We start from the raw sequence: 13,127 nt of genomic DNA, 5'->3' as shown, positions 1-13,127 counted from the left end.
CGGCGTCGGCGGAGCAGACGGGCTCGGCACCGTGGCGGCGCGCTGGGCGGCCGCGGCGGTCGCGGACGGCACGGTCGCGGCCGACAGCGCCCTGGCATCCATCCCCGGCGCCGACCTGGACGGACGCGCCGTGCTCGAGCTCGCCGCCCAGGGCGACGACGACGCCCGGGCGATCGCCGTGCGGGTCGGTGCCATGCTCGCCCGGGTCGTCAGCGTGCTGGGCAGCATGTTCGATCCGCAGCGCGTGGTCGTGTCGGGCGCGATCTCGGACGGCGTCGACGAGGTGGTCGCGGCCGCACGCCGGTCGCTGCCGACCGATCTGGATCTTCCCGCCCCGGAGCTCGTCGTGTCGCAGCTCGGCGCCGACGTGGTCGTCACCGGTGCGATCGCCGCGGCCGCAGCCGCCGCGCGCGAGAACGCGCTCGACATCTGGATGACCCGCCGGGTGGGCTGAAGCCCTTCGTCTCGCGGGTCAGCGGGCGCGCTCTGCGGCGACCGCCGCGCGCACTGCGGGGTTCACCTCTTCGGCGCGGCGCTGCATCTCGGCGGGGTCGTCCCCGGTGGAGATGAACGTCGAGATGCCGTGCTCCAGTGCCAGGTGCACGAGGTCGTCGACCCCCTCCGTCCCGGCCACGTTGGCGAGGCGTTCGACCGCGCGCGGATCGCGTCCGGCATCCGCCGCGGCGTCGTCGATCCGCGCGTTGGCCGCGGCGAGGTCGATCGGAGTGAGGTACCCGAGCGACGGCAGCCAGCCGTCGCCCGTGCGACCGGTCAGGCGCAGCATCCGCGGACCGCGGGCACCGATCCACAGCGGGATGGGATGCGCCGGCCGCGGACCCCGCTTGGCGCCGCGCACCGGGTAGTAGTCGCCGCCGTGCAGCGGGAATCCGGCATCCGGATCCCACACGCCGCGCATGATGTCGATGGCCTCGGCGAGCGCGTCGACCGCCTGGCCGGGGGTCAGGCGGCGTCCGCCCATCGCCTCGATGGCGTCCCAGAATCCACCTGCGCCGAGCCCGAGGTCGAGGCGTCCGCCGGTGAGCAGATCGAGGGATGCCGCGGACCGCGCCAGCACCGCGGGCTGCCGCATGGGCAGGTTCGCGACGTCCGGCGCGATCCGCACCGTCGTCGTGGCTGCCGCGACGTACGACATGAGCGTCCACGTGTCGTGGAACCGCGGCTGATACGGATGATCCTGGAACGTGACCAGGTCGTAGCCGAGCCGTTCGGTGAGCCGGGCGAGCTCGACCGGACGCTGGGGCGGCGCGTTGACCGGCGTGATGAAGGTGCCGAACCGGAGCGGATGACCGTAGTCCATGAGGATGCCTCCCGCTCCGAGGCTACGCCGCGCTCAGCGCACGACGTCGTACACGAGCTTCTGCACGCCGTTGCCGTAGACCTCGTGCTCGGCGATGGCGAGCTTGACGGTATCGTGCGCCGACTCGCTGAACAGGCGCTGGCCCTCGCCGAGCAGCACCGGGAACACGAGCACGTGGAAGCGGTCGACGAGCCCGGCATCCTGAAGCGCGTGCCCGAGGGCGAGGCTGCCGTGGACGATGAGCGGCGCGCCGTCGGTCTCCCGCAGGGCCGCGACGTCGTCCAGGGAGCGGAGCACGGTCGCCGGCCACCGCTCGTCGTCGTGCTCGAGGGTGGTCGAGACGACGTACCGGGGCATGGCGTTGTAGCCGGTGAAGTCGTCCATCGACGGCCAGACCGGTGCGAACAGCTCGTAGCTGCGGCGGCCGAGCAGCACGGCGCCGGCCTCCTCCTGCTCGCGGCCCTTCAGCTCGTAGGCGGCCAGGTCGAACTCGACGTCCTTGAAGGTCCAGCCGGCGTTGCGGTAGGCGGCATCCGGACCCGGCGCTTCGGCCACCCCGTCGGCCGACACGAACGCGGACACGATGAGCTTGCGCATGATGTTCCTCTCCCGGCGTCAGTCGTTCCGACGCCCGACGTATTCAACCTATCAGTACAGAACCAAATAGTTAAGTACGAAGTTCACGGCGGCGTCCACGGCGGTGCGGGATGCCCGGGGTCAGGCCTCGGCGAGCTCTCCGAGCACGTCGAGGAACGTCTGCCAGCCGGCGATCGTGCCCAGGCGCTGCTCCTCGGTGAAGCCCGGCGTCTGCTGCGTCATCACCAGGCGCGTGCCGGCGGCGCTCGGGGTCAGTTCGACCGTCAGCAGGGCGCGCTCGCCCTCCGCCGGGCGGTCGGTGAGCGTCATCACGAGGCGCGAGGGCGGGTCGACCTCGACGAACTCACCGGCCCAGTCGATCGTGTTGCCGTCGGGGAGCACCATCATCGCCGACCACGCCCGCCCGGCCTCGGCCCGGTAGTCGAGCCCGTCGAGGGGCACCGTGACCTCGCGTCCGCCGAACCAGCGTGAGAACGACTCCGGGGTCGTCCAGGCGGCGAAGACCGCCGTCGGGGATGCCGCGAATTCGCGGTCGATCCGGATGCCGTCTTCGGTGATGCCGGTCACTGCGCACTCTCCTGGTCGGTGGGGGCCTCGGCCGTCTGCGCGAGGAAGTCGTCCAGGGCGTCGAAGCTGTCGCCCCAGAACCGACGGTAGTCGTCGATCCACACGGACGCGGCGGCGAGCGGACGCGCGTCGAGCATCGCCGGCCGGTACTGGGCATCCCGCCCCCGCGAGACGAGGCCCGCGCCCTCGAGCACGCGAAGGTGCTTGGAGACGGCCGCGAAGCTCATGTCGAAAGGTTCCGCGAGGTCGCCGACGTTCGCCGAACCCTGCGCGAGCCGGGCCAGGATCGCGCGCCGCGTCGGATCGGCGAGCGCCGCGAAGGTCTTGCTCAGCGGATCTTCCAGCGTCTTCACCATGAGTCCTCCCGCCGTACTGAACCGATCGGTTCTATACAGCGTACAGCGAGTCTCGCAGGGCGGTCGTCCCTTCGTCTCGCTTCGCTCGCTCAGGAACCGGGGCGCGGCGAAGCGACCGACCCGGACGTCCAGCCCGACCGGTGCAGCCGCTCGAAGGACTCCAGCAGCAGGTCGAGGGTGAACTCGAACTCGGCATCCTCGTCGCACGCGCCGGAGGGGTTGGATGCCGCAGACGCCTGTGCGATCGCGACCACGTGCGGGTAGGTGCGCATCATCGTCGCGACCGTCTCGGGGTCCGGCGGCGGGGCATCGCCCGTGCTCGTCGCGAACGCCTCGGGCGAGAAGCCCCAGATGCGATGCCCCAGCGCATGCATCGCGTAGTGGGTGAGGTCATAGGAGACGCCGCCCGCGGCGAATTCGCCGGCGAGCGCGTCCATGTAGGCGAGGACCGCCGGGGTGCGGCGGGTAGCTGATTCGATCGCGGTGCGCAGCCACGGATGGATGCCGAGCTCGTCGCGCGCTCCGAGCACACGCCCGCGCACCGCGTCACGCCAGTCCTGGCCGGCAGGGGCAGCCGGATACCGCGAGACGATAGCGTCGATCATCCCTGCGATCAGGTCTTCTTTTCCGTCGACGTGCTTGTAGAGCGCCATGGGCACGACATCGAGTTCGGCCGCGACGGACCGCATGCTGACCGCGTCGAGCCCCTCCTCGTCGGCGAGCGCGATGGCCGTGTCGATCACGCGATCGCGACTGACCGGCCTGCGCGGCGCGCTCGACATGGTGTCAGCCCCCTCCTTTCGCGTCCGGCTCCCTCTTGACCAAGTGTACAACGTACACCTACACTCGTTCGCATCAGGTGTACGCCGTACACCTCCGAGTGGAGGAGTCCCTCATGACCCCCGATCGCCGCACCGCCCTGACCGCGGGGCTGCTGTACCTCGCGACCTTCGCGACCTCCGTCCCCGCCCTCGCACTGAAGACCGCCTACTTCGCCGGCGACGCGGGTCGTGCCGCGGCATCCCTCGGCGCCGTCCTCGAACTGCTGCTCGCCGCCGCGTGCGTCGGGACCGCCCTCGTCCTCTTCCCGGTGACGAGACGGATCAGCGAACCGCTCGGCCTCGGCTTCGTCGTCTCGCGCACGCTCGAAGCCACGATGATCATGGTCGGCGTGCTCGCCCTGCTCGGCACGGCCGCGCTGCGGGATGCCGGGCACGCGGCCGCCGCAGCGCCGCTCGTCGCGCTGCACGACGCCTCGTTCCTGCTCGGGCCGGCCGTCATGGCCGCGGTCAACGCCCTGCTCCTGGGCACGGTGATGTATCGGGGAAGGCTCGTGCCGCGCGTCATCCCGCTCACGGGTCTCATCGGAGCGCCGCTGCTGCTGGCCTCGTCGGTCGGTGTGCTCTGCGGAGCCTGGTCGCAGACTTCGCCCGTCGCCGCGATCGCGACCGTTCCGGTCGCCCTCTGGGAGCTCTCCCTCGGCGTCTGGCTCACCGTCAAGGGCTTCACCCCGGGAGACACCCGCTCCGTCACCCGATCGTCACGGGACCGCTCTCCGGTGGCGGCCTGAGGCGTGGGCGTCCGCCGCGCCGACGGCCTCCGTGAAGGGCAGGATGCCCCTATGCGGCAAGTGCGGCGGCGGCGTCGTGCAGGCACTCCACGAACGCGGCGCACATCGCCCGGTCGGGGCGTGCGGCGCGGGCGGCGAGGAGCCTGGTCGTCGGCGACCCGGCCAGCGGCACCACCGCGATCGTCGGCGGCACCAGCTGACGCACCGATTCGGGCAGGATGCTGGTGCCCACGCCCGCCGCGACGAATCCCAGCGCGGTCTCCTGGTGCACGACCTCCTCGACCACGCGGGCGTCGCAGTCGGCGGCGGCGAGCAGGTCGGTGACCCGGCCGACGTAGCCGGGCATGAGGGATGCCGGATAGGCGATCATCGGCACCTCGCTGATCTCCTCCGGCGTCACCGTCGCCTGCTGCGCGAGCGGGTGGTCCACCGGCAGGCAGGCGACCAGGCGCTCCTCGAAGACGACCTCGGTGATCAGCTCGGGACCGCCGGCCTGCGACGTCGGGATGTCGTCGCGGACGATCCCGACATCCAGCGTCCCCGCTCGCAAGCGGTCGAACTGCTCCCCCGACGTCAGCGGCGCGAGCTTCAGCGCCACGCCGGAGCGACGGGCGCGGAACAGCTGCACGACCCCGGGGAGCACGGTGTAATTGGCCGAACTGACGAAGCCGGCGGTGAGCTCCCCCGCCAGGCCGTCCGCATACTCGCGCATCTCGAAACGCAGGTGCTCGAACTGGTCGAGGAGTTCCTGCGCCCGCGCATGCAGGTGGCGTCCGGCCGGCGTCAGGGTGACACGACGGGTGCTGCGTTCGAACAGCGAAACCCCGATCTCCTGCTCCAGACGCCCGACCTGCACGCTCAGCGGCGGCTGCGACATGTGCAGCCTCTCGGCCGCGCGACCGAAGTGGAGCTCGTCGGCGACTGCGGCGAAATAGCGCAGTTGACGGAGTTCCATGCCCGCACGATACGGGGTTCGTATTTCGGTCCCGTTACCGGGAAATTGCGAGCGAATCGCTATCAATCGAGCCGCGAAAAGGTATTTGACCAGGGATTACCTGACCCGCTTTTCTGGTCCCGACAGATTCCGAATTTGAAGGAGAACCGATGAGCACCGCCACGGCGACCGGCACCCCGACAGGCACCCCGGTCAGCACCCGGATCGACATGCTCTACCTGTCGGAGCCCGAGGTGATCGCGGCCGGCGTGAAGGACATGGACCGCTGCATGGACGTCATGGAGGAGGTCCTGGTGCTCGTCGCCAAGGGCGACTACCGCATGGCCGGCAACTCGGCGAACTCGCACGGCGCGCAGATCAGCTTCCCGCAGTCCTCCCCGTTCCCGACGATGCCGCTGGATGCCGCTGACCGTCGCTTCATGGCGATGGCCGCGTACCTGGGCGGGCGCTTCGACACCGCCGGGGTCAAGTGGTACGGCTCCAACGTCGACAACCGCGAGCAGGGCCTGCCCCGCTCGATCCACCTCATCGTGCTCAACGACAAGCACACCGGTGCGCCCTTCGCGATCATGTCCGGCAACCTCGAGAGCGCCTACCGCACCGCCGCCGTTCCGGGGGCCGCAGCCCGCAAGCTCGCTCCGGTGGGCGCGCGCTCACTCGGCATCATCGGCCCCGGCGCGATGAACAAGAGCGCCGTGCACGCCATGACCGCCGCCCGGCCCACGCTCGACACCATCCGCATCCACGGGCGCCGGCGCGTCACGTCCGAGGCGTTCGCGGCGTTCGTCTCGGCGAACTACCCGCAGTTCACCACGATCGAGATCGTCGACAGCGTCGAGGCCGCCGTGCGCGACTCGGACATCGTGTCGGATGCGGTGACCGGCCTCGTCGGATCCGAGAACTACCCCTACATCGACGGCGACTGGATCAAGCCCGGCGCCTTCCTCAGCCTGCCCGCGAACCTGCGGATGGACCGCGAGTACACCGTCTCCGGCAAGGCGCGGCTCATCGCGGACGCCAAGAAGATCTACGAGGCCTGGGCCGAGGAGTACCCGGCGCTCTCGCACGAGACGGCGTTCGGGATGATCGGCCTGTACTGGCAGGACCTCATCGACGCCGGGCATCTCGACGAGTCGCGGGTCGTGAACATCGGGGACGTGTTCGACGGGACCGCGGTCGGTCGCGAGTTCGACGAGCAGCCCGTGCTGTTCAGCGTCGGCGGCATGGGCGTCGAGGACGTCGCCTGGGCGAAGACCGTCTACGAGAACGCGGTCGAGCTGGGGATCGGCACCACGCTGAACCTCTGGAACACGCCGGACCTGGCCTGAGTCGTGGCGACCGAGAACGCCCCGCACATGACAGGTATGCGTTTTGCCGACTCCGTCACCTACGCGATCATCGGCGCCGGCCTGACCGGAGCCGCGGCCGCCTGGCGACTCGCGCAGTCCGGCGCCGACGTCCTGGTGCTCGAGCGGGATGTCCCGGCATCCCACTTCGGCAGCTCCCACGGGTCGGCGCGCATCTTCCGGTACGCGTACCCGGACCGGTTCTCCACCGACCTCGTGGTGCGCGCTCGCGGCAGCTGGGACGAACTGGAGGCCGCCGCCGGCACACAGCTGATCACCCCGGCCGGTGCGCTGGACTTCGGCGCCGTCCGCGACCCGCGAGGCCTTGCCCGCGTGCTCGAGCAGAGCGGTGTCGACCACGAGCTGCTCAGCCGCGCCGAGGCCGGCGCGCGGTGGCCCCAGCTGACGTTCGACACGGAAGTGCTGTGGCATCCCGGAGCGGGCGTGCTCGACGCCGAGCGGTCGGTCACCGCGATGCTCGCCCTCGCGCAGGCCGCCGGCGCGGCGGTGCGCACCGGGTGGGATGTCGCGAGCGTGCGCCGCGCCTCCGCGGGCTACGTCGTGACCTCGACCCGCGGCGAGACGGTGCACGCGGAGCAGGTGGTCGTCGCCGCCGGCGGCTGGCTGCCGGCCCTGCTCGCCGACCTCGACCTCCCGGCGGGGTTCGCGGCCGCGATGCCCCAGTTCGAGGTGCGGCAGGAGAACGCGTTCCACTTTCCGTACCGGGATGCGCACCACCGCGGCGAGCCCGAGCCGGGGGACGCCGCCTCCTGGCCCACGTTCATCTACAAGGGCGAGCACATCCAGACCTACGGGCTGCCCGGCGGGCGGGATGCCGGATTCGAAGGGCAGAAGGTCGCCGAGTACAACGGCGGGCGCGTGATCGACTCCGCCCGCGAGCAGGACGGCGCGATCGACCGCGGCAACCGGGAGCGGGTGCGCGGGTTCGTCGCGCGGTTCGCCCCGGGGCTCGTCCCGGCGCCCTACGCCGAGACGACGTGCCTGTTCACGAACGTGCCGCGCGACGACATGATCATCGACCGCGCGGAGGGCATCACCGTCGTGTCGCCGTGCTCGGGGCAGGGCGCGAAGTTCGCCCCGCTCCTCGGCGAGCTGGTCGTGGATCTCGTCGCCGGGACCCTGGCGTCCGCGTCGCGGTTCCGTGCCGCGGGGCAGAGCTTCGCGGGGGTGTGACGTGGGTGCGTGCGGCGATGCGAACGCCCTGCTGGCGGAGATCGCCGAGGTCGGCTGCGACCCCGAGCGCGGCGGGTACACCCGTCCGGTGTTCTCGCCCGCCGAGCTGCGGCTGCGCACCTGGTTCACCACCCACGCCACCGAGCGCGGGCTGGATGTCGAGACGGACCGGAACGGGATCATGTGGGCGTGGTGGGACCCGACCCCCGCCCACGGCGAGCCGGCCGCCGAGCCCGGGAGGCGGTGCGACGCGATCGTGACCGGCTCGCACCTGGACTCGGTGCCCGGCGGCGGCAACCTCGACGGTCCGCTGGGGGTGGCGAGCGCGCTGGCCGCGGTCGACCTCCTCCGGTACCGGGGCGTCCAGCCCGTGCGACCCCTCGGGATCGCCGTGTTCCCCGAAGAGGAGGGGTCGCGGTTCGGGGTCGCCTGCCTCGGATCGCGACTCCTCGCCGGCATCCTCGATCCCGAAGAGGTGCGCGGGACGACCGACGACACCGGCCGCACCTTCGCCGAGGTCTGCGCCGACATCGGCTTCGACCCGGACCGCATCGGCGCGGATCCCGCCCGGATCGCCTCGATCTCCGCGTTCGTCGAGCTGCACGTCGAGCAGGGGCGCGGCCTCGCCGACCTCGGACGCCCGGTCGCCCTGGCGGGCGCGATCCTCGCACACGGACGCTGGCACCTGCGGATCGAGGGTCGCGGGGACCACGCCGGCGCCACCCGGATGGCCGACCGACACGATCCCGTCGTCGTGGCATCCGCCGTGATCCAGAGCGTGCGCCGGCACGCCACCGGCGAGCGGGACGCCCGCGGAACCGTGGGGCGCATCAAGGTGGTGCCCGGCGGCACGAACGTGATCGCCTCGGCGGTCGACCTCTGGATCGACGTGCGGCACCGGGCCGAGGAGGTCGTGCAGCGCATCGTCGACGAGGTGCGGGACGACGCCATCCGCGCCGCAGAGGCCGAGGGATGCACGGTCGCCCTCACCGAGCAGTCGTTCTCCCCCACCGTCGACTTCGACGCGAACCTGCGAGGCGCCATGCAGGCGGTGCTTCCGGATGCCCCCGTGCTCGACACCGGCGCCGGGCACGACGCCGGTGTGCTCGCCTCCGTCATCCCGACCGGGATGCTGTTCGTCCGCAACCCCACCGGCGCCTCGCACACGCCCGCCGAGCACGCCGAGCCCGCCGACATCGCCGCCGGCGTCGAAGCGCTCACCGGCGTCCTCGCGCATCTGCTCACCCGCTGACCCGACCCCACCACCCCCTCACGAAAGGCCTGAACTATGGACAGTGGAAATCTCGCCTGGTATCTGACAGCCGCCGTCCTGGTGCTGTTCATGACGCCCGGCATCGCGTTCTTCTACGGCGGCATGGTCCGCGCGAAGTCCGTCATCAGCATGATGATGATGAGCATCGGATCGATGGGGATCGTCGGCGTCCTCTGGGTGCTCATCGGCTTCAACATGGGCGACATGACCGCCGGCTCCGGCAACCTCATCCCCGGTGTTCTCGGCAACCCGTTCTCCGACTTCGCCCTCACGAACCTCACGCAGGGCAAGGACGCCAACGCGAACCTGCTCATGGTGCTCTACGGGGCCACGTTCGCCATCGCGACGGTCGCCCTGATCTCGGGCGCGATCGCCGACCGGGCGAAGTACGGCGCGTGGATGCTGTTCGCCGCCCTCTGGGCGATCCTCGACTACTTCCCCGTGCAGGGCTGGGTGTGGGGCTTCAACCCCGCAAACGGCGACCCGACCGGCTGGGTCTACAACCTCGGCAACCTGCTCGGGTTCCACACCGCGACGACCACCATCGACTACGCCGGCGGCACGGCGGTGCACATCAATTCGGCCGCCGCGGCCCTCGCGCTCGCCTTCGTCCTCGGCAAGCGGATCGGCTTCACCAAGGGCGTCTCCAGCCCGCACAACGTTCCACTGACCCTGATCGGCGTCGGCATCCTGTGGTTCGGCTGGTTCGGCTTCAACGTGGGGGCCGCGGCCACGACGAACTTCGACGGGCTCGGCATCCTCGCGATCAACACCTTCGTCGCGGCGGCGGCCGGCATCCTGGGCTGGGTCGTCGTGGAGAAGTTCAAGGACGGCAAGCCGACCTCGATCGGCGCCGGCTCCGGCGCGATCGCCGGTCTCGTCGCGATCACCCCGGCCTGCTTCTCGCTCACACCCGGCTGGGCGATCGTGCTCGGCCTCATCGCGGGAGCGGTCTGCGCCCTCGCGATCGAGCTGAAGTACAAGCTCGGGTTCGACGACTCGCTGGATGTCGTGGGCCTGCACGGCGTGGGCGGATTCCTCGGATGCCTGTTCCTCGGGTTCTTCGCGAACGGCACCGGCCTCCTCTACAGCGGCAGCTGGGAGCAGTTGATCGTCCAGGCCACGGCCGCGATCGCGGTGGCGGCGTACTCCTTCGGCATCGCCTGGGCGATCGGCTGGGCGATCGAGAAGACGATCGGCTTCCGGGTGCGCAACGAGGACGAGCTCGCCGGTGTCGACCTCGCCGTCCACGGCGAAGAGGCGTACGAGCTGGTGTAGTCCGGCATCCGGCCCCGCCGAGCCCGCCGGATTCGCTCCGGGTCCGCAGGATCTCCTCCGCCGGATCCTGCGGACCCGGGCCGGATCCTGCGGGCTCGGTGCACGTCAGCCGGGGGCGTTCAGCAGCTCCCAGTGCCCCTCGGAGACGACCTGCGGGATGCCGTCCGCGACGACGATCGCGGTCTGGTCGTCGATCGCGTACGCCGGGTTCGGGATCTGCGGCGCCCACCGGTGCGCGGCCGCCGTCGTGTTGCCGGTCCAGCCCGGGTAGTCCAGGTGCGGGAAGATCGAGAAGTCCACGACGCCCAGCGTCTCGTCGCCGTCACCCGGCTTCCAGTCGCAGAACTCCTCCCCGATGCGCGGGGTCATCACCATGCTGCCGGCGCTCACCCCCACCCACACGAGGTCCGGCAGGGTCGCGAGCAGGTCGACGAGCCCGGACCGCCGCATCCAGTCGCGCAGGTAGATCGCCTCGCCGCCGTCGACGAGCAGCACGTCGGCCTCACGAACCCACGGCATCCACCGCTCGTCGCCGATGCTCGGCAGGGCGGTCAGCTCCAGCACGCCCACCGACTTCCAGCCCAGGTCGCAGAGTCCTTCCTGGCCGGGCCACGCGCCCGCGACCGACCGATACACGGATTGCGGCGAGCACTGGGGCTGGCCCCACTGAGCAGTGGGGATGAACAGCGCGTCGCTCTCTTCGATCGGCTTTCCGAGCAGGTCGACGAGCGCGGCGCGGATGCCGAGGTTCGTCACACCCCCGGACGTCAGCAGCAGCTTCACGATGCGCCCTTCCCTCCCTGGATCGGCTCCCAGCAGACTACGTCGGCGGTCCGCATCCCGCGAGGGCGGGGCCGGGATACACGCACGACGCCCCGCACCTGGGTGCGGGGCGCCGTTTCGCTTCAGGGACCGGGATCAGGCCTTGTCGGCGGCTTCCGCGGCATCCGCCTTCGCGGCCTTGTCGTCGGCCTCGGCGGCCTTCGCGGCGGTCTTCAGGTCGTCGGCGACGGCCTCGTCCACGGCCTTCTCGACGATGCGGTCGGCCTTCTCCAGCGCCTTGCGGATCTTGATCTCACCCGGGTCGGAGACCAGCGCGATGATGCCGGAGTGACCGGGTGCGATGGCATCCTGCAGCTCCTCGGCGAGCTCCTTCTTGTGGTGGCGCTCACGGAGCGCACCGACGCCGGCGCCACCGGCGCCGAGCACCAGCGCGCTGCCGATGATCGTCGGCGGGAACAGCACGCCCAGGACCACACCGCCGAGGGCTCCCCAGCCGAGGCCGCGCCGCGTGCTGTGGTCGGTGACCTTCTGCACCTTGATGGTGCCGTCTTCGTCGCGCTTGACGACGAGCACGCCGTCGATCTCGACGCTCGTGCCGTTCTCGACCTCCTTGAGCGCCTCGTAGGCCTGCAGCGCGGTGTCGGTGTCGCCGAACTCCGCAGCGATCAGCGTGTAGGCGCCGTCCGTGACGGCTGCTGCCGCGACGGAGACGGTCTCGTCGGCGTCGACGGCGGTCGACTGTGTGGCATCGGTCATGCGGATTCTCCTTCGACTGCGGTCCGGCGCGCGAGTGCGACACCGGTGGCCAGGACCGGCGGCGCGACCGCTGTCACGTCGTGGCCGCGGGGTGCGCCGCCGGATGGTGCGAACACGCTACCGCGGCAGGTCGGCGCGCAGGTGGCCTTGGTCGTACGGTTACGTGAAGTTTCACACGATGTGTGTGATGGACGGCGTCACTGCCGACCGGGCGGACCGTCGAGCACGGCGGGGACGTACTCGAGCAGCTGGATGCGTCCGTCGAACGTGCGCGACTCGACCAGGTCGAGGCGCACGTCCGGATAGCCGTCGAAGATGCGGTCGCGACCCGTCGCGCCGGTGATCACGGGGAAGACGCACACCCGATACCTGTCCACCAGTCCCGCCTGCAGAAGCGACCGGCACAGCGAGATGCTGCCGAGCGTGCGCAGGGGCCGCGGGGACTCCTCCTTCAACCGTCCGACGTACGCGATCGCGTCCTCCCGGACGAGCGCCGATTCGGGCCACGTCAGCGGGTCGTCGAGGCTCGCCGAGAACACGTACTTCGGGATGCTGTCGAGCACCTCGGTGCCGGGCTCACCCGAGGCGGCGAGTGCGGACATCAGGCGGTACGTCGTCGCGCCCATCAGGATCGGGGCATCCCGCTCGGGTGACTCCTCCAGCCACCGGAGGTACTCCGGACCGCCCATCCCCCACAGGCCCGGCCAGCCGTCGGCCGCACCGTATCCGTCGAGGGAGCAGATGAAGTCGATCGTCAGTGTCTGCACGGAAGCCTCCTTCGCCTCGCGCCCGAGCCTAGGCTCCGGCCCGGCGCGGCGGAACCCGCATCCCCCGGTCGTTGAGCGAGCGTAGCGAGACGCGACGCCCCCGCGTCCCCCGGTCGTTGAGCGAGCATAGCGAGACGGAACGCTCGCCCCGAACGCATCATCCAAGATGTGCTGCAACTCGCTTGCATTGTGGATGCTTGTTCGATAGTGTGGAGGTATCGGATTCGAACATTCCAACGACCGGGAGGGGGCATCATGGCCGACACGTCGCACGGCGGGCTCTCTCCGGTGCTGTCCGACCTGGACGTGCTGGTCGACCGACTGGGTGGTGCCCGGGCGCGGGTGGCGGTCGCGTTCGGTGCGGAGA

At 70.8% G+C, this 13,127-nt stretch carries 15 protein-coding genes; 6 read left to right on the top strand and 9 right to left on the bottom strand.

The window, feature by feature from the left end:
• Nucleotides 1–454 (top strand): ROK family protein (locus LK09_RS18710; protein WP_039402973.1); only part of this gene is annotated, 454 nt, incomplete at its 5' end.
• An 18-nt stretch (nt 455–472) separates the two neighbouring features.
• On the opposite strand, the gene LK09_RS18705 is transcribed toward LK09_RS18710, so the two are convergent.
• The 5 genes from LK09_RS18705 to LK09_RS18685 form a co-directional block, all read right to left on the bottom strand.
• Complete coding sequence (locus tag LK09_RS18705) at nt 473–1,318, bottom strand: LLM class flavin-dependent oxidoreductase (protein WP_039402972.1); 846 nt, start codon at nt 1,316–1,318, stop codon at nt 473–475.
• Nucleotides 1,319–1,351: 33 nt separating this feature from the next.
• Nucleotides 1,352–1,915 (bottom strand): dihydrofolate reductase family protein, encoded by a 564-nt coding sequence (locus LK09_RS18700; protein WP_039402970.1) that lies wholly within the window; start codon nt 1,913–1,915, stop codon nt 1,352–1,354.
• A 120-nt stretch (nt 1,916–2,035) separates the two neighbouring features.
• The gene (locus tag LK09_RS18695) at nt 2,036–2,482 is read right to left on the bottom strand and encodes an SRPBCC family protein (RefSeq protein ID WP_231563157.1); all 447 of its coding nucleotides are present in this window, start codon (nt 2,480–2,482) and stop codon (nt 2,036–2,038) included.
• Nucleotides 2,479–2,838 carry an ArsR/SmtB family transcription factor gene (locus LK09_RS18690; protein WP_039402968.1) on the bottom strand — a complete coding sequence of 120 codons (360 nt, stop codon included), beginning with the start codon at nt 2,836–2,838 and terminating at the stop codon, nt 2,479–2,481. Before LK09_RS18690 ends, LK09_RS18695 begins: the two co-directional genes overlap by 4 nt.
• A gap of 89 nt (nt 2,839–2,927) precedes the next feature.
• Nucleotides 2,928–3,581, bottom strand: coding sequence for a TetR/AcrR family transcriptional regulator (locus LK09_RS18685; protein WP_231563156.1), 654 nt, complete (start codon nt 3,579–3,581; stop codon nt 2,928–2,930).
• A gap of 152 nt (nt 3,582–3,733) precedes the next feature.
• Here LK09_RS18685 and LK09_RS18680 point away from each other — a divergent pair, with 152 nt between their 5' ends.
• Nucleotides 3,734–4,408, top strand: coding sequence for a DUF4386 domain-containing protein (locus LK09_RS18680; protein ID WP_039402964.1), 675 nt, complete (start codon nt 3,734–3,736; stop codon nt 4,406–4,408).
• Between the two features lie 49 nt (nt 4,409–4,457).
• Here the strand turns inward: LK09_RS18680 and LK09_RS18675 are convergent, their stop codons facing one another.
• Nucleotides 4,458–5,363 carry a LysR family transcriptional regulator gene (locus LK09_RS18675; RefSeq protein ID WP_039402962.1) on the bottom strand — a complete coding sequence of 302 codons (906 nt, stop codon included), beginning with the start codon at nt 5,361–5,363 and terminating at the stop codon, nt 4,458–4,460.
• Nucleotides 5,364–5,512: 149 nt separating this feature from the next.
• On the opposite strand from LK09_RS18675, the gene LK09_RS18670 reads away from it, so the two are divergent.
• Genes LK09_RS18670 through LK09_RS18655 form a run of 4 tightly spaced genes read left to right on the top strand, consistent with a single transcriptional unit; the run spans nt 5,513 to nt 10,454 of the window.
• Nucleotides 5,513–6,691 carry a tyramine oxidase subunit B gene (locus LK09_RS18670; protein ID WP_052227000.1) on the top strand — a complete coding sequence of 393 codons (1,179 nt, stop codon included), beginning with the start codon at nt 5,513–5,515 and terminating at the stop codon, nt 6,689–6,691.
• Between the two features lie 36 nt (nt 6,692–6,727).
• Complete coding sequence (locus LK09_RS18665; protein ID WP_039402961.1) at nt 6,728–7,903, top strand: FAD-dependent oxidoreductase; 1,176 nt, start codon at nt 6,728–6,730, stop codon at nt 7,901–7,903.
• A 1-nt stretch (nt 7,904) separates the two neighbouring features.
• Entirely contained in the window at nt 7,905–9,155 is a 1,251-nt protein-coding gene (locus LK09_RS18660; protein WP_039402960.1) for an allantoate amidohydrolase, read from the top strand.
• Between the two features lie 36 nt (nt 9,156–9,191).
• Nucleotides 9,192–10,454 (top strand): ammonium transporter, encoded by a 1,263-nt coding sequence (locus tag LK09_RS18655; RefSeq protein ID WP_039402959.1) that lies wholly within the window; start codon nt 9,192–9,194, stop codon nt 10,452–10,454.
• 105 nt (nt 10,455–10,559) lie between these two features.
• Here LK09_RS18655 and LK09_RS18650 read toward each other — a convergent pair whose 3' ends face one another.
• The 3 genes from LK09_RS18650 to LK09_RS18640 all read right to left on the bottom strand — a co-directional run bounded on the left by LK09_RS18650 (nt 10,560) and on the right by LK09_RS18640 (nt 12,760).
• Nucleotides 10,560–11,237, bottom strand: coding sequence for a Type 1 glutamine amidotransferase-like domain-containing protein (locus LK09_RS18650; RefSeq protein ID WP_039402958.1), 678 nt, complete (start codon nt 11,235–11,237; stop codon nt 10,560–10,562).
• 135 nt (nt 11,238–11,372) lie between these two features.
• Nucleotides 11,373–11,993, bottom strand: coding sequence for a DUF1269 domain-containing protein (locus LK09_RS18645; protein ID WP_039402956.1), 621 nt, complete (start codon nt 11,991–11,993; stop codon nt 11,373–11,375).
• Nucleotides 11,994–12,190: 197 nt separating this feature from the next.
• Nucleotides 12,191–12,760, bottom strand: a complete 570-nt coding sequence (locus LK09_RS18640) for a dihydrofolate reductase family protein (RefSeq protein WP_039402954.1) — start codon at nt 12,758–12,760, stop codon at nt 12,191–12,193.
• Between the last annotated feature and the right edge of the window lie 367 nt (nt 12,761–13,127).

Origin of the sequence: Microbacterium mangrovi (assembly GCF_000802305.1) — a bacterium.
GTDB classification, from domain to species: domain Bacteria; phylum Actinomycetota; class Actinomycetes; order Actinomycetales; family Microbacteriaceae; genus Microbacterium; species Microbacterium mangrovi.
Note: the sequence above shows the minus strand (reverse complement) of the source record. Positions and strands in the feature narration are given on the sequence as shown.

Excerpts from the sequence above, each read along its gene's own strand:
- LK09_RS18705 (WP_039402972.1), bottom strand. The coding sequence starts at position 1,318 with ATGGACTACGGTCATCCGCTCCGGTTCGGCACCTTCATCACGCCGGTC.
- LK09_RS18700 (WP_039402970.1), bottom strand. The coding sequence starts at position 1,915 with ATGCGCAAGCTCATCGTGTCCGCGTTCGTGTCGGCCGACGGGGTGGCC.
- LK09_RS18690 (WP_039402968.1), bottom strand. The coding sequence starts at position 2,838 with ATGGTGAAGACGCTGGAAGATCCGCTGAGCAAGACCTTCGCGGCGCTC.
- LK09_RS18680 (WP_039402964.1), top strand. The coding sequence starts at position 3,734 with ATGACCCCCGATCGCCGCACCGCCCTGACCGCGGGGCTGCTGTACCTC.
- LK09_RS18675 (WP_039402962.1), bottom strand. The coding sequence starts at position 5,363 with ATGGAACTCCGTCAACTGCGCTATTTCGCCGCAGTCGCCGACGAGCTC.
- LK09_RS18670 (WP_052227000.1), top strand. The coding sequence starts at position 5,513 with ATGAGCACCGCCACGGCGACCGGCACCCCGACAGGCACCCCGGTCAGC.
- LK09_RS18665 (WP_039402961.1), top strand. The coding sequence starts at position 6,728 with ATGCGTTTTGCCGACTCCGTCACCTACGCGATCATCGGCGCCGGCCTG.
- LK09_RS18655 (WP_039402959.1), top strand. The coding sequence starts at position 9,192 with ATGGACAGTGGAAATCTCGCCTGGTATCTGACAGCCGCCGTCCTGGTG.
- LK09_RS18645 (WP_039402956.1), bottom strand. The coding sequence starts at position 11,993 with ATGACCGATGCCACACAGTCGACCGCCGTCGACGCCGACGAGACCGTC.